The 18,059-nt window shown below is 63.9% G+C and carries 21 protein-coding genes; 8 read left to right on the top strand and 13 right to left on the bottom strand.

The features are described from left to right. Positions 1-25: 25 nt before the first annotated feature. Positions 26-748, bottom strand: coding sequence for a response regulator (locus AC4D2M_RS16405; RefSeq protein ID WP_490892965.1), 723 nt, complete (start codon positions 746-748; stop codon positions 26-28). Next, positions 745-2,364 (bottom strand): ATP-binding protein, encoded by a 1,620-nt coding sequence (locus AC4D2M_RS16400; RefSeq protein WP_490892964.1) that lies wholly within the window; start codon positions 2,362-2,364, stop codon positions 745-747. The genes AC4D2M_RS16405 and AC4D2M_RS16400 overlap by 4 nt, the downstream gene beginning before the upstream one ends. Positions 2,365-2,586: 222 nt before the next feature. Here AC4D2M_RS16400 and AC4D2M_RS16395 point away from each other — a divergent pair, with 222 nt between their 5' ends. The 4 genes from AC4D2M_RS16395 to AC4D2M_RS16380 are packed head-to-tail and all read left to right on the top strand — an operon-like array spanning position 2,587 to position 6,089. After that, positions 2,587-3,594 carry a Bug family tripartite tricarboxylate transporter substrate binding protein gene (locus AC4D2M_RS16395; RefSeq protein WP_490892963.1) on the top strand — a complete coding sequence of 336 codons (1,008 nt, stop codon included), beginning with the start codon at positions 2,587-2,589 and terminating at the stop codon, positions 3,592-3,594. Positions 3,595-3,599: 5 nt separating this feature from the next. Then, the gene (locus AC4D2M_RS16390) at positions 3,600-4,148 is read left to right on the top strand and encodes a tripartite tricarboxylate transporter TctB family protein (protein WP_490892962.1); all 549 of its coding nucleotides are present in this window, start codon (positions 3,600-3,602) and stop codon (positions 4,146-4,148) included. Then, entirely contained in the window at positions 4,141-5,700 is a 1,560-nt protein-coding gene (locus AC4D2M_RS16385) for a tripartite tricarboxylate transporter permease (protein ID WP_490892961.1), read from the top strand. Before AC4D2M_RS16390 ends, AC4D2M_RS16385 begins: the two co-directional genes overlap by 8 nt. Next, positions 5,697-6,089, top strand: a complete 393-nt coding sequence (locus AC4D2M_RS16380) for a universal stress protein (RefSeq protein WP_490892960.1) — start codon at positions 5,697-5,699, stop codon at positions 6,087-6,089. The genes AC4D2M_RS16385 and AC4D2M_RS16380 overlap by 4 nt, the downstream gene beginning before the upstream one ends. A gap of 59 nt (positions 6,090-6,148) precedes the next feature. Here the strand turns inward: AC4D2M_RS16380 and AC4D2M_RS16375 are convergent, their stop codons facing one another. The 4 genes from AC4D2M_RS16375 to AC4D2M_RS16360 all read right to left on the bottom strand — a co-directional run bounded on the left by AC4D2M_RS16375 (position 6,149) and on the right by AC4D2M_RS16360 (position 8,223). Beyond that, entirely contained in the window at positions 6,149-6,649 is a 501-nt protein-coding gene (locus AC4D2M_RS16375; RefSeq protein WP_490892959.1) for an SRPBCC family protein, read from the bottom strand. A 26-nt stretch (positions 6,650-6,675) separates the two neighbouring features. Beyond that, the gene (locus tag AC4D2M_RS16370; protein ID WP_490892958.1) at positions 6,676-7,008 is read right to left on the bottom strand and encodes an ArsR/SmtB family transcription factor; all 333 of its coding nucleotides are present in this window, start codon (positions 7,006-7,008) and stop codon (positions 6,676-6,678) included. A gap of 55 nt (positions 7,009-7,063) precedes the next feature. After that, complete coding sequence (locus tag AC4D2M_RS16365; RefSeq protein ID WP_490892957.1) at positions 7,064-7,600, bottom strand: dihydrofolate reductase family protein; 537 nt, start codon at positions 7,598-7,600, stop codon at positions 7,064-7,066. 65 nt (positions 7,601-7,665) lie between these two features. Next, positions 7,666-8,223, bottom strand: coding sequence for a TetR/AcrR family transcriptional regulator (locus AC4D2M_RS16360; RefSeq protein WP_490892956.1), 558 nt, complete (start codon positions 8,221-8,223; stop codon positions 7,666-7,668). Positions 8,224-8,286: 63 nt separating this feature from the next. Here AC4D2M_RS16360 and AC4D2M_RS16355 point away from each other — a divergent pair, with 63 nt between their 5' ends. Continuing rightward, the gene (locus AC4D2M_RS16355) at positions 8,287-9,831 is read left to right on the top strand and encodes an MFS transporter (protein WP_490892955.1); all 1,545 of its coding nucleotides are present in this window, start codon (positions 8,287-8,289) and stop codon (positions 9,829-9,831) included. 68 nt (positions 9,832-9,899) lie between these two features. Here the strand turns inward: AC4D2M_RS16355 and AC4D2M_RS16350 are convergent, their stop codons facing one another. Further along, positions 9,900-10,544 (bottom strand): thioredoxin-like domain-containing protein, encoded by a 645-nt coding sequence (locus AC4D2M_RS16350; RefSeq protein ID WP_490892954.1) that lies wholly within the window; start codon positions 10,542-10,544, stop codon positions 9,900-9,902. A gap of 60 nt (positions 10,545-10,604) precedes the next feature. Then, positions 10,605-11,258: a DUF305 domain-containing protein gene (locus AC4D2M_RS16345; protein ID WP_490892953.1), complete on the bottom strand. Its 654-nt coding sequence runs from the start codon at positions 11,256-11,258 to the stop codon at positions 10,605-10,607. Between the two features lie 131 nt (positions 11,259-11,389). Between AC4D2M_RS16345 and AC4D2M_RS16340 the strand changes: the two genes are divergently transcribed. The 3 genes from AC4D2M_RS16340 to AC4D2M_RS16330 are packed head-to-tail and all read left to right on the top strand — an operon-like array spanning position 11,390 to position 14,313. Beyond that, the gene (locus AC4D2M_RS16340) at positions 11,390-11,707 is read left to right on the top strand and encodes a metal-sensitive transcriptional regulator (RefSeq protein WP_490892952.1); all 318 of its coding nucleotides are present in this window, start codon (positions 11,390-11,392) and stop codon (positions 11,705-11,707) included. 35 nt (positions 11,708-11,742) lie between these two features. Continuing rightward, the gene (locus AC4D2M_RS16335; protein WP_490892951.1) at positions 11,743-11,967 is read left to right on the top strand and encodes a heavy-metal-associated domain-containing protein; all 225 of its coding nucleotides are present in this window, start codon (positions 11,743-11,745) and stop codon (positions 11,965-11,967) included. 48 nt (positions 11,968-12,015) lie between these two features. Next, complete coding sequence (locus AC4D2M_RS16330) at positions 12,016-14,313, top strand: heavy metal translocating P-type ATPase (protein ID WP_490892950.1); 2,298 nt, start codon at positions 12,016-12,018, stop codon at positions 14,311-14,313. A 4-nt stretch (positions 14,314-14,317) separates the two neighbouring features. Here the strand turns inward: AC4D2M_RS16330 and AC4D2M_RS16325 are convergent, their stop codons facing one another. The 5 genes from AC4D2M_RS16325 to AC4D2M_RS16305 all read right to left on the bottom strand — a co-directional run bounded on the left by AC4D2M_RS16325 (position 14,318) and on the right by AC4D2M_RS16305 (position 18,052). Beyond that, positions 14,318-15,295 carry an EamA family transporter gene (locus AC4D2M_RS16325; RefSeq protein ID WP_490892949.1) on the bottom strand — a complete coding sequence of 326 codons (978 nt, stop codon included), beginning with the start codon at positions 15,293-15,295 and terminating at the stop codon, positions 14,318-14,320. A gap of 105 nt (positions 15,296-15,400) precedes the next feature. Next, a complete protein-coding gene (locus tag AC4D2M_RS16320; RefSeq protein WP_490892948.1) occupies positions 15,401-15,979 on the bottom strand; it encodes an HhH-GPD-type base excision DNA repair protein in 579 nt (192 codons plus the stop codon). Positions 15,980-16,000: 21 nt separating this feature from the next. Then, positions 16,001-16,366, bottom strand: a complete 366-nt coding sequence (locus tag AC4D2M_RS16315; RefSeq protein WP_490892947.1) for a helix-turn-helix transcriptional regulator — start codon at positions 16,364-16,366, stop codon at positions 16,001-16,003. A 9-nt stretch (positions 16,367-16,375) separates the two neighbouring features. Continuing rightward, positions 16,376-17,434, bottom strand: a complete 1,059-nt coding sequence (locus AC4D2M_RS16310; RefSeq protein ID WP_490892946.1) for a TerC family protein — start codon at positions 17,432-17,434, stop codon at positions 16,376-16,378. A gap of 186 nt (positions 17,435-17,620) precedes the next feature. After that, complete coding sequence (locus tag AC4D2M_RS16305; protein ID WP_490892945.1) at positions 17,621-18,052, bottom strand: DUF1761 domain-containing protein; 432 nt, start codon at positions 18,050-18,052, stop codon at positions 17,621-17,623. Positions 18,053-18,059 lie beyond the last annotated feature (7 nt).

Raw genomic sequence — 18,059 nt, 5'->3', positions numbered from 1 at the left:
GCCGCTGTGAACCCGTTGCTGCGGACTAGTTTCGGGTCCAGACGTAGAACTTCTCCGGCCTGCCCGCCGCACCGTACTTGGGCACAATGCGGGCGTTGCCCTTCGTGACGAGGTACTCCAGGTATCTCCGCGCGCTCACCCGGGCGAGACCCAACTGCGCCGCAACCTCGGACGCTGAGAATCCCGATCCGGAAGAGCGGAGCGCGCCGATCACCGCCTCGAGCGTGGGCTGGGACAGGCCTTTCGGCAGTGACACCGTGAGCACCGGGGATACCGTGGACGATGCCTTCGTCGGCGTGGCGGCAAGCAGCCTGTCGATGCGTTCCTGATCCAGCGGCCCGGCCGAGACGGAGCTGTGTTCCATGATGCTTGCCCGGTGCCGCACATAGTCATCAAGGCGCTGCATCAGCACCTTTGAGTTGAAAGGCTTGACGAGGTAGTGGAGCACGCCGCCGGCCATTGCGGCGCGGACCGTTTCCAGCTCCCGTGCCGCGGTGATGGCGATGATGTCCACCGGGTCCCCGGGCAGGTTCCGGGCCGCCCGAAGCACCTCGATGCCCGACATGTCCGGCAGGTGGATGTCGAGCAGCATCAGCTCGGGTTTCAGGTCGCGCACCTTCTCGAGCGCCTCACCACCGGAATTGGCAACGCCGACGACGTCGAAGCCTCCGTGCGCCAGCAGGAAACCTGAGTGCACACCGGCGATTTCCTGATCGTCGTCGACGACCAGCGTTCGGATGAGGCTCATGGAGTCAGCATTCCGGTAGTGCGCGCGGGATGGAGCTCTGTTGGCTGCGGGTCAGCGTGGGCCGACGGCTGAGGCGCGGGGCCGAGCCTCACCTCAATGTGCGCACCGCCCAGCACCGACTCCGTGACCGTGACTGAGCCGGAGCGGCGCTCGGCCACCCTGTGCACGAGCGCGAGCCCGAATCCGCGGGAGCCGGAGCCCGCCGCGTCCTTCGTCGAGAAACCGGAGGCAAACACGTCAGAGCGCAGTTCTTCCGGAATGCCAGGGCCGTCGTCGGACACCGCAATGGAGCAGCCTCCGGCATGGGAGGTCAGCTGAACGTGAATGGTTCCGTTGGAGCCGACGGCGTCGACCGCATTGTCGACGAGGTTCCCCAGGACTGTGACCGGGTCGGTGGTGCCATCCGGCTCGAAGGTCGACGTCTCGTCGACGATCAGCATGATGCCCTTCTCCGCGCAGATCGTGGTCTTGGCCATCAGGAGACTGGCCGTGTCCGGATCGCTGACGCCGGGCGAAACGTCTCCCGAAACCACCGAGCCGCCGTGCCCGGACCGCGAGATAAAGTCGACCGCCTTATCCGTATGGCCCAGTTCAAGCAGGCCCGAGATGACATGCATCTTGTTCGCGAACTCGTGTGCCTGGCTTCGCAGTGCCTGGGTAACATCCCGCGCTCCGTCGAGATCCAGCAGCAACTGGTGCAGTTCCGTGCGGTCACGCAGGATCAGCACGCTGCCCACCCGCCGGCCGTCGACGACGGCGTCACTCGAGCGTGCGAGCAGCACCCGTTCTCCCACGAGAACGGTTTCATCGGCGTCACCGGCTGATCCGAACATGCTCGAGAGCGCGGGGTCCAAAACGGAGCTTGCCGACCTTCCAATCGCTTCATCACCAAGGTCGAGCAACCTTCTGGCCTCGTCATTGAGCACGGCCAGCCGGCCACGTTCGTCAACCGCCACAACGCCTTCACCGATGCCATGGAGCATTGCGTCGCGAGTTTCAAGCAGCGCGGCAATCTCTTCCGGTTCCAGTCGGTAAATACGGCGCCAGATGAGCCTGGAGATCCAGATTGAACCCGCCGTACCGGCCAGCGCGGCAAAGATCAGCCAGGCGAGGAGCACCGGCATGTCTTCCTGCAGGTCAGCGGCGAGGGTCGACTCGAGGGTGCCGACCGACGCGGTCCCGATCACAGTGCCGTCCTCGCTCCGGATGGGCACTTTCACCCGCCATGACTCGCCCAGCGTTCCGGTCTGTGTGCCGATGTAAGTTTCGCCGGAGAGTGGGACGGACGGATCAGTCGAGACCATCTGGCCGATCATGTCCGGATTCGGGTGCGAATACCGTATTCCGACGTCGTCAGTCACCACCACGTAGGTGACCCCGGTCGCCTGCCTGGTGAGTTCAGCGATCGGCTGGATCACCGAGCTGGGATCCTCGTCGTCGAACGCGTCCACCACCGACGGCAGCTGCGCCATGGACTGCGCCACCCCGACCATGCGGCCCTGGTAAGCGTCACGGATCTGCTGCTCCTGCATCCGGACGGCGACCGTTCCGGCAACCAGCACAATGATCAGCACAATCAACAACTGCAGAAAAAACAGTTGTGATCTAAGCGACATCGTGCGGATCATCCTTCCATTCTCGCATGATTGGGTGTATGAGCCTGCCTCGGGATCATGGCTGAGACCGGACCTGTGGGCATGGTCGGACCTGCGACTGTGACCATGACCATAAAGACCACTACGCACGTTGTGACCGTATGGTTCCCACGCCACTTTTCCCTTCCTACGCTGGACCTGAACGTGTGGTGAGGCGCATCACACTGATGGAAGGAAAACCCAATGAAGCTCGAGAGCACAAAGAAGCGCTTGTCGGCTGTCGGCGCGATCGGCGTCGCATCTGTCCTTGCACTGTCGGCATGCGGCACCACGTCCGGAGGCGGCGGCGGCGCAGAAGCAGAAGCCGGGATTGACCGGCTCAACATCATCGTCCCCGCTGACCCGGGCGGCGGATGGGACCAGACGGGCCGTGCCATGCAGAAGGACCTGCAGGAGACCGACCTCGTAGATAACGCGTCAGTTGTCAACGTCGGCGGCGCCGGAGGCACCAACGGCCTTGCACAGCTAGCCACAGAGAAGGACCCGAACACGCTGATGGTCATGGGCTACGTGATGGTCGGTGCCGTCGAAACCAACGCCGCCGAGACCCGCATCGAGGACACCACCCCGATCGCACGGTTGACGGAAGAGCCGCTGATCGTCGTCGTACCGGCCGACTCGCCGTTCCAGACAGTCGATGATCTGCTGTCCGCCATCGAGAAGGACGGCCAGGGCGTTTCCATCACCGGCGGATCAGCCGGCGGTGCAGACCACATCCTCGCGGGCCAGATGCTCAAGGAAGCCGGCATCAGCCCGGAGAACCTCAACTACATCCCCTACTCCGGTGGCGGCGAGTCCCTCGCGGCGCTGCTCGGCAACAAGGTTTCTGCCGGAATCTCCGGCGTCGGCGAGTACGCCGAACAGGTAAAGGCCGGGAAGGTGCGCGCGCTGGCAGTCTCCGGTGACGAGCCCGCCGCCCTGCTGCCGGACGTCCCCACCCTGACCGACGAGGGCATCGACCTGGTGCTGACCAACTGGCGCGGCGTCGTGGCACCGGGCAGCATCGACGAGGCCAAGGCCGAAGAGCTGACGGAGCTCGTGACCAAGATGTCGGAGACCGAAGAGTGGCAGACCACGCTCGAAACCAACGCCTGGTCTGACGCTTTCCTTGCCGGCGAGGAGTTCGAGGCCTTCCTCGAGGAAGACATCGCCACCGTCAAGACCACGCTGACCGAGATCGGCCTGCTGTAACGACGATGAGCTCTTCAATCAACGCGGCATCGAGCGGGCGCGGTACTGATACCGCGCCCGCTCGGCCCCTCGGAGAACTGGTCTTCGCAGGACTCATTGTTTGCGTCGGCATCGTTGGATTCGTCGCCGGGGCAGGAATCCCGATTCCTCCCTCAGCCGGTGTTGTCGGTCCCCGCGTTTTCCCCTTCATCGTCTCCGGCATCATGGTGGCCATCGGCATCGGGCTGATCATTCAGCTGCTGCGCGGGCACACCGGAGCCGCCGAGGAGGGCGAGGACATTGACCCCAGCGTGAAGACCGACTGGCTGACCGTCGGCAAACTCGTGGGGTTTCTCGCGATCCACATTGCACTCATCGTCCCCCTCGGCTGGCCGGTAGCGGCAGCCGTACTGTTCTTCGGCGCCGCGTGGTCCCTCGGTGCCAAACCGTGGTGGCGCAACGCGATTATCGCCGTCGTACTCGCCCTGATCCTCCAGTTTGTGTTCGCAGGCCTCCTCGGAGTCTCGCTGCCGCCTGGGTTCCTCCTGGAAGGGGTGGCAATCTTCAATGGATAACTTCTTTGCACTGCTCGAAGGCTTCAGCGTTGCGATGCAGCCCATCTACCTGCTGTACGCGCTGGGAGGCGTACTGGTAGGTACTGCAGTAGGTGTCCTGCCCGGCATCGGCCCCGCCATGACAGTGGCGCTGCTCATGCCCATCACCTACAGCCTCGAACCCACGGCGGCGATTATCGTCTTCGCGGGCATCTACTACGGCGGTATGTATGGCGGGTCAACTACTTCGATCCTCCTGAACACGCCAGGTGAATCCGCCTCCATTGTGACCGCCCTGGAGGGCAACAAGATGGCCAAGGCGGGCCGGGGTGCTGCGGCGCTGGCGACGGCGGCGATCGGCTCCTTCATAGCCGGAACCGTGGCCACCGTGCTGCTCAGCTTCGTCGCACCTTACGTCGCCGAATTCGCCGTACAGATCGGACCCACCGAGTACGTCGCGCTGATGATCGTTGCATTCCTGACCGTCGGCGCCCTGCTTGGAGCCTCCGTGCTGCGCGGTCTCGCATCCCTGGCGCTGGGCCTTTTCATCGCGCTGATCGGCGTCGATGCACTGACCGCCCAGCAGCGCTACACCTTCGGCAACCCGTTCCTGGCGGACGGTATCGACGTCGTGCTTGTTGCAGTGGCGCTCTTCGCGGTCGGTGAGGCACTCTATGTAGCTTCACGGCTCCGCCACGGACCCGTGAAGGTGATTCCTGTCGCCGGACGCTGGACAAGCTGGATGCGCAAGGAAGACTGGAAGCGATCCTGGAAGCCCTGGCTCCGAGGAACCTTCATCGGCTTCCCGGTGGGAACCATTCCTGCCGGCGGCGCCGACGTCGCAACCTTCCTGTCCTACGCTTCGGAGCGGAAGCTCGCAAAGGGCGAGCACAAGAAGCAGTTCGGCAAGGGAGCAATCGAGGGAGTCGCGGGGCCGGAATCGGCCAACAACGCGGCAGCTGCCGGCGTGCTGGTCCCACTCTTGACCCTTGGTATTCCGACGACGGCCACCGCGGCCATGATGCTCGTTGCGTTCCAGCGTTACAACATCCAGCCCGGACCCCTGCTGTTCGAAGTTGAGGGTGCACTGGTGTGGGCGCTGATCGCGAGCCTCTACGTCGGCAACCTGATGCTGCTGGTCCTGAACCTGCCACTCGTGGGCATCTGGGTGAAGATCCTGCAGATCCCACGGCCCTACCTCTACTCCGGGATCCTGGTCTTCGCCGCCATGGGCGCTTTCTCGGTGAACTTCACCCCCGTGGACGTCTTCGTCCTGCTGGTGGTTGGCGTGATCGGATTCTTCATGCGCCGCTACGGCTACCCGATCGCACCGATGGTGGTCGGCCTGATCCTCGGACCGATATTTGAGGACCAGCTGCGGCGCTCCCTGGCGATCTCGCAGGGCGACCCGATCGCCCTCGTGAGCACGCCGATCGCTGCGGCCATCTACGTGGTGCTCATTGTTATCTTCGTCCTCTCCTTCTGGCTGAAGAAGAGGCAGAAGGCCATGGAGTCCGAGGTCCTCGAAGAAACCACGGTCGCAGCAGTTGACCAGAAAGAAGGCGGAAGATGAGTGCCGTTGTACTCGGCTACGTGCCGAACGCGCTGGGCGATGCCGCGGCGAAGGCCGCTGTCGAAGAGGCGAAGCAGCGCGGTGCGAAGCTGGTGGTGGTCAACACCACCCGCGCTGACCGGCTGGTGGACCCCGCCTTCGCCGACGACGACGACATGTCCCGCCTCCAGCGCACGCTGCAGGCATCCGGTGTGGACTTCACCCTCCACCACGGAACTTCCAAGGACACCGCTGCCGAAGACGTGCTCGAAGCTGCCGAACGCAACGCTGCCGAGCTCATCGTCATCGGGCTGCGCCACCGCACGCCGGTGGGCAAGCTGATCATGGGCTCCACTGCCCAGTCGATCCTGTTGGGCGCCGCGTGCAACGTGCTGGCGGTAAAGGCCTGACGGCTGTCATGTGATGGCCTCGGCGGGTTCAACAACCCGCCGAGGCCATTGCTTTTTGGTCAGACGCTGGCCCGCTCGGCGAGAATCCCGTCGATCTGGCCCATGGCCTGCTGCAGTCCTTCCTCCATGCCCATGTCGAGCATCTGCTGGAGCTGGTCCACGCTCTCGAAGCGGGATGCCACGGTCATGCGCGTGCGGCCTGCTTCAACTTCCTCCAGGGTGATGACGGCGTGAGTCTCGCCCATCGCCTCGACCGGCGCACCCGCCTCATCAGCGAAGCCGTCGTCGAATTCAAGGCGGCTGGGTGATTCAATGGCGGTGAACTTCCACCAGCCCCGGCTCTTCTCTCCGTCGGGCCCGGTCATGTAGTAGCTGGCTGAGCCGCCTTCGCGGAACTCATGCTTGTCGAAAGTCGCCGGCCAGGTGGGCGGGCCCCACCAGCGCTCAAGCTGGCGCGGATCCTCCCATATCTGCCAAACGCGTTCGACGGCGGCGTCAAACTCTGCAACGACCGTGAGGCTGAGTGCCTCGAGGTCCTTTTCCGTGCTGATTACAGCCATGGTGCTGCCCTTCCTGATCTTGACTTCTAGCCCTCGGCGAGGATGTCCGCAATCCGGTCGACGCGTTGCCGCCAGATATTTTCGTACTCGTCCAGCAGTTGCCGTGCCTTCCTGACTGTTTCCCGGTTGGCGCGCACAATCTGCTCCCTTCCGCGCTTCTCCTTGGTGATGAGCGCTGCCTGTTCCAGCACCGCTACATGCTTCTGCACCGCCGCGAAGCTCATGGCGTAGTGCGCAGCCATGGCTGAAACCGAATGCTCCTCGCTGATGGCGCGGACAACAATGCTGCGCCGGGTACTGTCCGCGAGAGCGTGGAACAACCGGTCCACTTCAGATTCCGAAAGCTGATCTACAACCATTTGGTTGTAGATTATTCCCCCAATGGTGACTGAGTCAAGGGTTTTGCCGGTTTTCCTAGAGGACGGTGTAGCGTGTCTGCACCGCACCGCCGTCAAGGGCCTTGACCTCATCGAGTTGCAGGCGCACATCGGCTGGGAGGGCACCAAACAGCGGCTTACCTTCTCCAATGAGCAGGGGGACCCGCGTGAGCGTGAGCGTCTTGATCAAGCCCGCCGCGAGGAACGTGCGCACTGTCCTGCCACCGTCGACGTACACGTTGCGCGCACCGTCGTCGTCGAGCATTGCCGTGACCTCATCCAGTGAGCGCGCAATCCGGATGCGGGGATCATCTGTCTGGAGCGTAGTGCTCAACACGTACACCGGTGTATCGCCGTAGAACCACTCCCCCATCGCCTCGACGATGTCGTACGTGCTCCTCCCCATCACCAGGTGATCCACCGAGGCCATGAACTCAAGGAAGCCTGACGCTTCGGGATCCTCCGCTTCGCCCGCGGCGCCCATCAGCCAGTCCAGGTCATCATCGGCCCTGGCGATCATGCCGTCGACGCTCATTCCGATGAAGACGTGTCCGGACCACTGTCGCTCAGCCATGGAAGCATCGTAGACCCAGTGCTCGCCGAAGTGGATAGGGGGCGTCGAGAATTTGCGGGCCCCGGTTAGGCCCCGCCCTGCGCCTGTGCACCCTCGCGGACGATCAGGTCCACGATGGCGAGGACCTCCTTCAGCTCTTCGCCGCTCTGCTGCTCAGAGCCCGCACCGGCGAAGAACGCGGCGTCGTAATACAACCCGTCCCCGAGGAGCTTGACCGCACGGGCAACGGCCCGGCTTCCCAGCTCGGCCTCAAGGGCACCGAGCCACTGCTCCTGAATGAGCGCGAAGGTTGCCTGCGCCTTCGGGTGTCCCTGCTGCGCCAACCGCGCCATGGCAACAAGCGCCCGATCCAGCGGGCTGTTCTCATACATGGAGGTGCGCACGTAGTAACGCGCCGGGCCCTCGGGATCGGCGGCCATAGCCTCGCGGTCACGGGCAACCAGCCCTTCCAGACGCTCAGCCAGTCCATCAACCAGGGCTTCCTTGGAGGGAAAGTGGTAGAGCAGGCCGCCCTTGGAGACGTCAGCGGCTGCAGCGACCGATTCCATCGTGGCGCTCCGCTCGCCGTCGCTAATGAGAATGCTTTCGAAGCTGTCGAGGATCCGCTCCCGGGCACTGGCCATGACGTTCATCATACTGAAGCCTTCAGGCTTTACTGTACCGGCTGGACGGTATAGCTTTGATCCATGACTCAGTACATGTCTGTCTCGGCTGCGAACTCCCCGGTTGTCAGCACCCCTCTGGCCGGCCGCCGTGAGTGGGGCGCGCTCGCGGCCCTCATGCTGCCGGTCCTGCTGGTGGCGGTGGACAACACCGTTCTGAGCTTTGCCATGCCGGAAATCTCGCTGGCCTTCAACACCAGCGGCACAACGTTGCTGTGGATCATCGACAGTTATCCGCTGGTGCTCGCCGGCCTGCTCGTCGCGATGGGCAGCTTCGGAGACCGCTTCGGACGACGCCGGCTCCTCATGATCGGCGCCACCGGCTTTGCCGTATTCTCGGTTGCCGCCGCCTTCGCACCCACCGCGGAACTCCTCGTCGCGGCCCGTGTAGGGCTGGGCGTTTTCGGAGCCATGCTGATGCCTTCCACGCTGTCGCTGATCCGGAACATCTTCCTTGACCGCAATCAGCGCCGCCTTGCCGTCGCGGTGTGGGCTGCGGGCTTTTCGGCCGGTGCGGCACTGGGTCCACTGGTGGGTGGGGCGCTCCTGGAGCATTTTTGGTGGGGCTCGGTCTTCCTGCTGGCGGTCCCCGTACTGCTGGTTCTGCTCGCCGTCACGCCACTCCTTGTCCCGGAGTCGGCAGATCCGAATCCCGGCCGCGTGGATTACGTCAGCATTGTGCTCTCCGTGGGAACAATGCTGCCCATCGTTTTCGCCATCAAGACCTTCGCCAAAGGGGGGTCGGCGGCGGTAGTCGCGGCCGCCGTCGTCATTGGTCTTGCCGCGGGAACGGGCTTTGTCCGGCGTCAGCTGACGCGCGAGAACCCGATGCTCGACGTGCGGCTCTTCACGGTTCGGCCGTTCACCGGCGCGGTGCTGGTGAACCTGCTCGCGATCTTTTCGCTGGTGGGGTTCCTCTACTTCGTATCCCAGCACCTGCAGCTGGTACTCGGCCTCAGCCCGCTCGAGGCCGGCGTTGTGCTGGTGCCGGGCCTGGTCATGACGATCATTGCCGGGCTGACAGTCGTGCCCCTGGTGCGGCGGGTCCCACCACACCGGGTGGTACCGACGGCTTTGCTGCTCTCGGCGGCAGCCTATGCGTTTGTTGCCCTGACCAGCGAGGGCGGATCAATCGCGGCGTTGCTGGCAGCCTTCGTCCTGCTCGGCGCGGGAGTGGGAGCATCGGAGACGGTGTCGAACGACCTCATCCTGTCCAGTGTCCCGGCCGCCAAAGCCGGTGCCGCTTCGGCGATTTCCGAGACAGCCTACGAGGTTGGTTCCGTCTTCGGGACCGCGCTCCTCGGCAGCATCCTGCTGGCTTCCTACCAGGAGCACCTCGTGCTCCCCGCCGGACTGAGCGCAGGGCAGGGCACGACGGCGACGGAAACGCTGGGCGGCGCTATCAACGTTGCGTCGGAGCTGCCTGCCGAAACCGGCTCCCTCCTGCTCGAATCAGCGTTTCATGCCTTCGACAGCGGCGTGGTGGTCACTGCCGGTATCGGTGCGGTGCTCATGGTCGCCGCTGCGGCGCTGGCTTTCTGGAGCCTGCGCAAACCAACATCCGCGTAGGGTTCATTAAGCAGGACACGCCGCGAATCCCGAAGGAAACGCGGCGTGTCCTGCCAACTCAACGAGGTCTAGGCGGAGGGGTCCAGTGCTCCGTCGCAGGACGCACCCGGCTCGCGGGTCTGCTCGCCCTGGACATACTTTGCAAGGAAGGCGGCAAGGCGCTCATCCTCAGCTGAATCGACGCCGAGCTGCAGGCCCCACGCACTGGCCATGACCGGCGACTCCTGACCCTCGTACGGGCTCAGAAGGACGTAGCCCCGGTCACCCACCAGATCCGTGAGCGCGTCGATCTCCGACTGCGGCAGGTCCGGCTGGTACGTGATCCACACGGCGCCGTGCTCCAGAGAGTGGACCGTGTTCTCATTCGGAATCGGCTCCGTGTAGATGCCGCAGTTCGTCCAGAGCGGACTGTGGTCACCGCCCACCGGAGGAGCCTGCTCATACTCGACCGTGCCCTGCACATGCTCGAACGAGGTCACCTCGATGGTCTCAACGCCCTCGATGTCCTGTCCGGCGAGCTCATCGACCCGGTTGTTCTCCTGAACCTGCTGCACGATCACGATTGTGACGGCGACGATGATGGCGACAATCACCAGCGCGATCCCGCCGAAAATCAAACTGTTCCGCTTCCGTTCGCTGGCCCGCTGCTGTGACTGGAGTGCAGCCAACCGCGCCTGGCGGTCAATATTCTCCTGAGCTCGCTTCTTGTTCAACGCGCTGATTCCTTCTGTAACTTTCAAGGGGTTCGGGTCTAAATGTACCGGGCAGCAGACCTAGCGCTGCGCCAGGAGCTTTTCCATCTCCACAATTTCGATGACCTGCCCTTCCGCCATCTTCTGCGCCAGCTCGCGGACCCTCGGCTCCTGGGCCAGGTCCGCACCCGCGCGTGCCATATCGGCTCCTGCCTCATGATGGTCGATCATGAGCTCCAGATAGAGCCGTTCAGCGTCCTCGCCAGACGCTTCCGACAGTGCCTGCAGCTCTTCGGGCGTCGCCATACCGGGCATCAGGCCGTCAGGGGCGACCGTACCGGCGTCGCCCTGGCTGCCCTCTCCGGTGTGGGCATGGCCGCTGCCGGCCATCCAGGCCATGCGGTCCGCATCGGTGCTCTGGGGCAGACCCCACTCCTGCAGCCACGCGTACATCTGGCCGATCTGGTGCTGCTGTGTCATCGCGATGTCATACGCGATGGTGCGCAGGACGACGTCGTCAGTCCTGTCGCGGACGATCCGTGACATCTCCACAGCCTGGGCGTGGTGGATCTGCATGTCGCGGGCGAATCCTGCGTCCGCGCTGTTATTGCCCGGGTTCTGCGGTGCCGCTGCCACTCTCCCGGCGGTGAAGGCGAGCGCAAACAGACCGGCCACGGCGACGAGGCCGAGGAGGAGGAGGACGCGCTTCTGCCACGCCTCAAGGTTGAGGGTCATGAAGGTTGCCTTTCGTGTCTTGCTATCTAACGTAGGGCACCGCACCGATCGTTCCCACCTGCATACCCCCCAGGGGTACTTGACCGATACCCCCTACGGGTATAGATTGAATGTGCGACCCGGGAGGAATCATGACGCAGGAAACCATTGAACAGCACCACGGCTACACCGCCGACAAGGAGGCCTACCTCCGCCGGCTCAAGCGCATCGAAGGACAAGTGCGCGGGATCGCGCGGATGGTGGAGGAGGACAAGTACTGCATCGACGTCCTCACCCAGGTCTCGGCCGTGAACAAGGCCTTGCATGCTGTGAGCATCGGGCTCCTCGAGGAGCACATTGCTCACTGCGTTGTCGGCGCCGCCAACGAGTCACAGACCTCCGGAGACCCCCGGGCAGTCAACGAAAAAGTGCAGGAAGCCTCAGCAGCGATCAGTCGCCTGTTGCGGTAACCGGAACCCTGCAAGCCAACACAAGGAGAACAATCATGAGCACCACCACCGTCAGCATCTCGGGCATGACCTGCGGCCACTGCGTCGACTCCGTCACCGAGGAAATCTCGGCGATCGACGGCGTCCAGAGCGTCACCGTGGACCTGAACAAGGGCGGAATTTCCACCGCAGTCGTCAACTCCGAGAGCGACATCGACCCCGAGCAGATCGGCGAAGCAGTAGCTGAAGCCGGTTACGTCGTCGTCTCCAACGACGCGTAGCAACACGCCGACAGACGGCCGGCGCCCAGCCGGCCTGGAAGGACCATCATGACCACCGAACCGGACCTTGCAGAGACAGCAGGCGCCACCCGGACCGTTGAACTGGATATCCAGGGCATGACCTGTGCCTCCTGCGTGGGCAGGGTGGAGCGGAAGCTCGGCAAGCTGGACGGTGTTGAGGCGAGCGTGAACCTGCCGTTGGAATCTGCGGTGGTCACGGCACCCGCGCACATCTCGGACGAGGACATCGTCAAGACCGTCAACGCCACCGGGTACACCGCGCAGTTGAAGAAGCAGGAGCACCAACCGGGGCCGTCGTCGGAAGGCGAACCGGCCGCTGCCGGGTTGGCGCCCGCTGGGCACGACGGCAGCCCTGACCACCTGACGCACGGCGGGACGGCCGCTCAACTGCGGCCGCGTCTGATCGCAGCCGCCATCCTCACCGTGCCGGTGTTCCTCATTTCGATGATTCCGCCACTTCAGTTCCCGCACTGGGGCTGGGTGGTGCTGGCGCTCAGCACGCCGGTGGTCACCTGGTCGGCCTGGTCCTTTCACAAAGCCGCGGCCATTAACGCCCGGCACTTCTCCTCCACCATGGACACACTCGTGTCCATCGGCGTTACGGCGGCCTACCTCTTCTCCCTCGTGCAACTCCTCGCCGACCCCATGGTCACTGCGCACGTCGGAATGGACATGGGCGATCACGGGCTTTACTTCGAAGTGGCCACCGTAATCGTGACCTTCCTTCTGCTCGGGCGTTATTTCGAAGCCAACGCCAAGCAGCGGGCGGGTGATGCGCTGAAGTCGCTCCTGGACCTGGGCGCCAAGGACGCGACCGTGCTGCGCGACCGCAACGGCGAACGCGTCGAAGTGAAGGTGCCGGCGTCGTCGTTGGTGCATGGTGACGAGTTCGTTGTCCGACCCGGCGAGAAGATTCCCACCGACGGCTTCGTTGTTGACGGCCGCAGCACCGTTGACACCTCTCTGATCACCGGGGAATCGCTTCCGGTCGAGGTTGGGCCGGAAAGCACGGTTACCGGTGCCACGATCAACACTTCCGGGCGCCTGATTGTCCGCGCAACCCGGGTGGGAAGCGAGACCACCCTCGCCCAGATGGGGCGGCTGGTCAGCCAGGCGCAGAGCGGCAAGGCACCCATCGCCCGGCTTGCTGACCGGGTCAGCGCCGTGTTTGTGCCGGTGGTCCTGGTCATCGCTGTACTCACCTTCATTGCCTGGATGGTCCTTACGGGAGACGTGCAGGCCGCATTCACCGCCGCCGTCGCCGTCATGGTGATTGCCTGCCCTTGTGCGCTCGGCCTTGCAACCCCGACGGCGCTGCTCACCGGTACAGGTCGGGGAGCCCAGCTCGGCATTCTTATCCGCGGGCCGCAGGTTCTTGAAGACACCCGAACGGTGGACACCATCGTCCTGGACAAGACCGGAACAGTGACCAGCGGCCGGTTGTCGGTGACGGACGTCGTCGTACTTGGTTCTCGTGGCCGTGAGGACGTGCTGGCGCTTGCGGCGGCCGTGGAGTCAGCCAGTGAGCACCCGATCGCCCAGGCCATCGCCGCGGCCGCGCCGGGGCACCCGAAGGTCAGTGATTTCGTGAGCGCCGCCGGCGGCGGCGTGCGCGGCACGGTTGGCGGCTCGGTGGTGCTGGCCGGGCGTGCCGGTTGGCTTGAAGAGAACGACGTCGTCATCACCGACGCGCACCGTTCGGCCCTCGCTGCGGAGCAGGAGGCCGGTTCCACTGCGATCTGGGTCGCGGTCGATGGCGAGGTTGTGGGGCTGATCAGCCTCCAGGACACCGTCAAGGAGTCTTCAGCCGCAGCCATTGCGAGGCTGAAGGAGCTGGGTCTTCGGCCGATGCTGCTCACCGGTGACAACGCCCCGGTCGCACGGAAGATCGCCGCGGAAGTGGGCATCGCGCCCGAGGACGTCATGGCTGACGTCCTCCCCGAAGGCAAGGTCGACGCCGTGAAACGGCTCCAATCGGAAGGAGCCACCGTGGCGATGGCCGGCGACGGCGTGAACGACGCCGCTGCGTTGGCCCAGGCGGACCTCGGTATCGCGATGGGGTCGGGTACCGACGTTGCAATTGAAGCCGCCGACCTCACCGTGATGGGCAACAGCCTCGACCAGGTGGCTCAGGCGATCGAGCTCTCACGCAAGACGCTCGGCACCATCAAGAGCAACCTGTTCTGGGCGTTCTTCTACAACACGATCGGCATCCCGGTTGCCGCGCTGGGCCTACTGAACCCGATGATTGCCGGCGGTGCCATGGCAGCAAGCTCCGTGCTGGTGGTGGCCAACTCGCTACGGCTGCGCCGGTTCGGCAAGTAATCCCTCAGTTGCGCCGAGCGGAGGGCACGGGTTCGACGGCGTTCGGCTGGTCGAGCGGGTCCGCGGGGTCCGCCGGTTGGCGCAGTTCGTCGATGCGGACGAGGACCACTCCCCCCACAATGAGCGCCCCGCCAAGCAACTGGATCGGAGAAGGAAGCTCGCCCAGGATCAGCCAGGACGCCAGGACTGCGAACATGACCTCCGTAAGCCCGACAAAGGATGCGACCTTCGAGCCGAGGCAACGAGCGGCGAAGATGCCGGTGACGTAGGCGAGCACCGTGGCGATCAGGACAAGCGCCAGAACCGGAACGAGCCAGTGAGTCTGCCAGCCGGCGAGGGTAACGTCGCGGAACTCGAACGTGAAGGGCATCACGCCCACGAGCCCGAGAACCAGGATTGTCAGCGCGCCGACCACCATGCCTCCGCCGGCCATGATGAGGGGCGGGAGATCGTCGTCGGCCTTGGCTGCCATCACGAAGAACACGGCGAGACAGACAGCGGCTGCGAGTCCATAGAGCACGCCGATGGGGTCCAGCCGCTGGTCCCCGGTGAGGTCGAGAACGAGGAGCAGGCCCAGCATGGCCGCGATGGACCCGCTGATGGTCAGCCTGCTCGGCCCCCGACGAGAACGGGCCCACAGCCAGCCCACAATGAGCACGGGTGCGAGGTACTCGAGGAGCAGGGAGACACCGACGGACATGCGCTGCACCGCACTGAAGTAGAAGAACTGGCACAGCGCTATGGCGGTCACCCCGTAGATGATGAGCGTGAGCGCATTACGTCGGAGGGTGCCCCAGCGTCCACGGAGGCCGATGGCGACGGGGATGAGCAACACGAGGGCAGCGCCGCCGATGCGGATTCCAACGGCGGCTCCCGGGCTCCAACCGATTTCCAGCAGTGACTTCGCGAACGGGCCGGAGACGCCGAAGCAGGCAGCCGACAGAAGCGCGAGCCACAGTCCGGTAGCGGTACCGCTTCTCATGGGACTCCTCATAACGTCATAACCAAAATGGTCTTACAGTGATGACGTTAAGCTCCGACGCGTTATGAGTCAAGACGGGTTACGGTCATAACTCATAGAGTGGGGTCAGGCTTTCTGCTTCGCGGCGGCCTTTGCTGCCCGTTTGGTCTCGCGCACCTTCGTGAGGGACTCCGGGTCCACGATGTCCGCAACGGACCGGAAGCTTCCTTCTTCACCGTAGGCGCCGGCCGATTCCTGCCAGCCCTGTCCGGTGAAGCCATAGCGTTTTCCGAGCAGCGCGAGGAAGATTTTCGCCTTCTGGTCACCGAAGCCGGGCAGGCCCTTCAGCCTCCGCAGAACCTCCGGACCGTCGGGTTCACCGCGGGTCCAGATCGCCGACGCATCACCGTCCCACTCGTCGACCACGGTGCGGCACAGCGACTGAATCCGTCCCGCCATGTTTCCGGGGTAGCGGTGCACCGCGGGAGGGGTACGGCACAACTCACCGAAACCGTCGGCGTCGTGATCTGCGATGGCGGCGGCATCGAAGGTGCCCAGCCGGTCCTTGATCTTGGCCGGTCCGGCGAATGCCGTTTCCATTGCGACCTGCTGGTCGAGGAGCATGCCGACCAGGAGGGCAAGCGGATCGTCGGACAGCAGCTGATCCGCCTCGCTGTCACCGGTGATGTTTACGTTTGGAGCCATAGGTCCATGCTAACGAGCACTTCAGTGGTCCGGGTGGCCGTTCCCGGGGACTTCCCTGGCGAAGATCTTCAGCAGCGCCCCGACGTCGTGGTCTGATTCAGCGGGGTGCCTGAATGGGCGGTTCCCCTCCACAAGGTAGTGCGTCCGACGCCCCTCTTTCACGCGCTGGATGTACCCGGCCTCCTCGAGGTCCTTCAGGATGTGGAGGGTTGCGCGCCGTGTGATGCCCACACGTTTGGCGATATCTTCAACGAGCATGTTCGGATCGTATGCAACCGCCAGCAGAACGTGCCCATGGTTGGTGAGGATGGTCCACGAGGGGCGACTTTCGTCCCTCGTGTCCTCCGGTTCCTGGCCTGCTGCCGGGCCCTCCACGGCACCCGACATGCCGCCTCCTTAGTTGTCTGTGCCTGTGTCCCCCTTGCCGGCACCCACACCGGCCACCACGCCATTCTTACGCCAAAGCGGCTGGAGGTCATCCATCTCTTCAGGTGTGGCCTCACGGAATGGAGGAGTCGTCGGCGTCGGGAGCACCTGGCGCTTCTGCCCACGAGTCGCAAGAAGGCTGGCCGCAACCGAGACGGCGAGGATCGTGAGGATTACTGCCAGGGAGATCGGGGTAGGAATGTAATAAAGGTCGACCTTGAGCACCATCTTGATGCCGACCCACACCAGCACCAGAGCCAGTCCGACCTTCAGATAGATGAATCGGTGGATCAGGTCCGCGAGGAGGAAGTACATGGCGCGCAGACCGAGAATTGCGAAGGCGTTGGCGGTGAACACGAGGAACACCTCATCGGTCACGGCGAAGATCGCGGGGATCGAATCGACCGCGAAGACGATGTCGGTGACCTCCACCATCACCAGGACAGCGAGCAACGGCGTTGCGAGAAGAAGTCCGTTTTTCCGCACGAGAAGGCGCTGACCGTAGAAGGTATCGGTCATGGGAACGTAACGCCGGAAGAGTTTCAGAGTCCGTGACTTCGCCGGGTCGATGTGCTCGTTGCGCTGCCTGAGCATCTTGTAGCCGGTGAAGATCAGGAATACCGCGAACACGTAGAGCACCCATTCGGCACTTGCGATAATCACCGCCCCGGCAGCGATAAAAATCCCCCGGAAGATGAGAGCTCCGAGAACGCCCAGGAAGAGGACACGGTGTTGGTACTGACGGGGCACACCGAAGAAGGCGAAGATGATGGCCCAGACGAAAACGTTGTCCACGGCCAGCGACTTTTCGATGACATAACCAGCGAAATACTGCTGGCCGAACTCGGCGCCCCAACCGAGCCACACTACCCCGCCGAACGCCACACCCATGATGACCCAGACGGTCGACCAGATGGCGGCTTCGCGGACGGAAATAACATGTGCACGACGATGCGCCACCAGATCGACGGTCAGCATCAGGAGAATGAGGCCGATGACGGCCAACCAGAGCCACAAGGGCACGTTCATGGGGTACCTGCTTCCAGTCAGTTACTACCAACTGGAGGTCTTTCCCGCCGGACTGCCGGCCCGTCCACCGGGAAGCACTCGGGCCGCCGTAATGACGATGGACTGACAGGGGGATACTCCCCTCCGTACAACAAGTGAAACATAGTTCACCTTTTAAGAGCAACCTCCCGCAGGCGGCGCCGGAAGTCAGGCCGCACTGATCCCGAAGAGGCCGATGATCAGTGCCATCACCACGAAGGTAACCAGCTCGTGGGCGACGTTGAGGACAGTAAGTCCGGCGGGGCGCCCCTCGAAGGCATCATGTGTGATGAACCGTGACGCGGTGAACCCCGCCCACAGGATGACCGCGGTGATAAGGGTATTGACCAGGAAGTTGCCGCCGTAGAAATCCTGGGCGATGGCAGCGCCGCCCGCGAGGACCGAGGCGCTGATGAAACTGACCACGAGGGTGATGAGGATCGGCTTGACGGCGTCCTTCGCGTCTCCGCTCGGGTTCACTTTCGCTGTTCGCATCCAGTAGTTCCCGAAGACCTTGGGGGTGTACCAGATAGTGCCGATCACCATGGTGGAGAGCGTGGCGATGATGACGGCGAGGACGTTGATCTCCGGAACAGTCATGGTGCGA

The sequence above is a fragment of the Arthrobacter sp. TJ-270 genome (genome assembly GCF_058269075.1).
Note: the sequence above shows the minus strand (reverse complement) of the source record. Positions and strands in the feature narration are given on the sequence as shown.

Coding starts and splice junctions, on each gene's coding strand:
- AC4D2M_RS16365 (WP_490892957.1), bottom strand. CDS start 7,600: ATGGCTGAGCGACAGTGGTCCGGACACGTCTTCATCGGAATGAGCGTC.
- AC4D2M_RS16385 (WP_490892961.1), top strand. CDS start 4,141: ATGGATAACTTCTTTGCACTGCTCGAAGGCTTCAGCGTTGCGATGCAG.
- AC4D2M_RS16375 (WP_490892959.1), bottom strand. CDS start 6,649: ATGGCTGTAATCAGCACGGAAAAGGACCTCGAGGCACTCAGCCTCACG.
- AC4D2M_RS16390 (WP_490892962.1), top strand. CDS start 3,600: ATGAGCTCTTCAATCAACGCGGCATCGAGCGGGCGCGGTACTGATACC.
- AC4D2M_RS16340 (WP_490892952.1), top strand. CDS start 11,390: ATGACGCAGGAAACCATTGAACAGCACCACGGCTACACCGCCGACAAG.
- AC4D2M_RS16325 (WP_490892949.1), bottom strand. CDS start 15,295: ATGAGAAGCGGTACCGCTACCGGACTGTGGCTCGCGCTTCTGTCGGCT.
- AC4D2M_RS16405 (WP_490892965.1), bottom strand. CDS start 748: ATGAGCCTCATCCGAACGCTGGTCGTCGACGACGATCAGGAAATCGCC.
- AC4D2M_RS16305 (WP_490892945.1), bottom strand. CDS start 18,052: ATGACTGTTCCGGAGATCAACGTCCTCGCCGTCATCATCGCCACGCTC.
- AC4D2M_RS16335 (WP_490892951.1), top strand. CDS start 11,743: ATGAGCACCACCACCGTCAGCATCTCGGGCATGACCTGCGGCCACTGC.
- AC4D2M_RS16395 (WP_490892963.1), top strand. CDS start 2,587: ATGAAGCTCGAGAGCACAAAGAAGCGCTTGTCGGCTGTCGGCGCGATC.
- AC4D2M_RS16320 (WP_490892948.1), bottom strand. CDS start 15,979: ATGGCTCCAAACGTAAACATCACCGGTGACAGCGAGGCGGATCAGCTG.
- AC4D2M_RS16380 (WP_490892960.1), top strand. CDS start 5,697: ATGAGTGCCGTTGTACTCGGCTACGTGCCGAACGCGCTGGGCGATGCC.
- AC4D2M_RS16360 (WP_490892956.1), bottom strand. CDS start 8,223: ATGGCCAGTGCCCGGGAGCGGATCCTCGACAGCTTCGAAAGCATTCTC.
- AC4D2M_RS16400 (WP_490892964.1), bottom strand. CDS start 2,364: ATGTCGCTTAGATCACAACTGTTTTTTCTGCAGTTGTTGATTGTGCTG.
- AC4D2M_RS16370 (WP_490892958.1), bottom strand. CDS start 7,008: ATGGTTGTAGATCAGCTTTCGGAATCTGAAGTGGACCGGTTGTTCCAC.
- AC4D2M_RS16310 (WP_490892946.1), bottom strand. CDS start 17,434: ATGAACGTGCCCTTGTGGCTCTGGTTGGCCGTCATCGGCCTCATTCTC.
- AC4D2M_RS16355 (WP_490892955.1), top strand. CDS start 8,287: ATGACTCAGTACATGTCTGTCTCGGCTGCGAACTCCCCGGTTGTCAGC.
- AC4D2M_RS16315 (WP_490892947.1), bottom strand. CDS start 16,366: ATGTCGGGTGCCGTGGAGGGCCCGGCAGCAGGCCAGGAACCGGAGGAC.
- AC4D2M_RS16345 (WP_490892953.1), bottom strand. CDS start 11,258: ATGACCCTCAACCTTGAGGCGTGGCAGAAGCGCGTCCTCCTCCTCCTC.
- AC4D2M_RS16330 (WP_490892950.1), top strand. CDS start 12,016: ATGACCACCGAACCGGACCTTGCAGAGACAGCAGGCGCCACCCGGACC.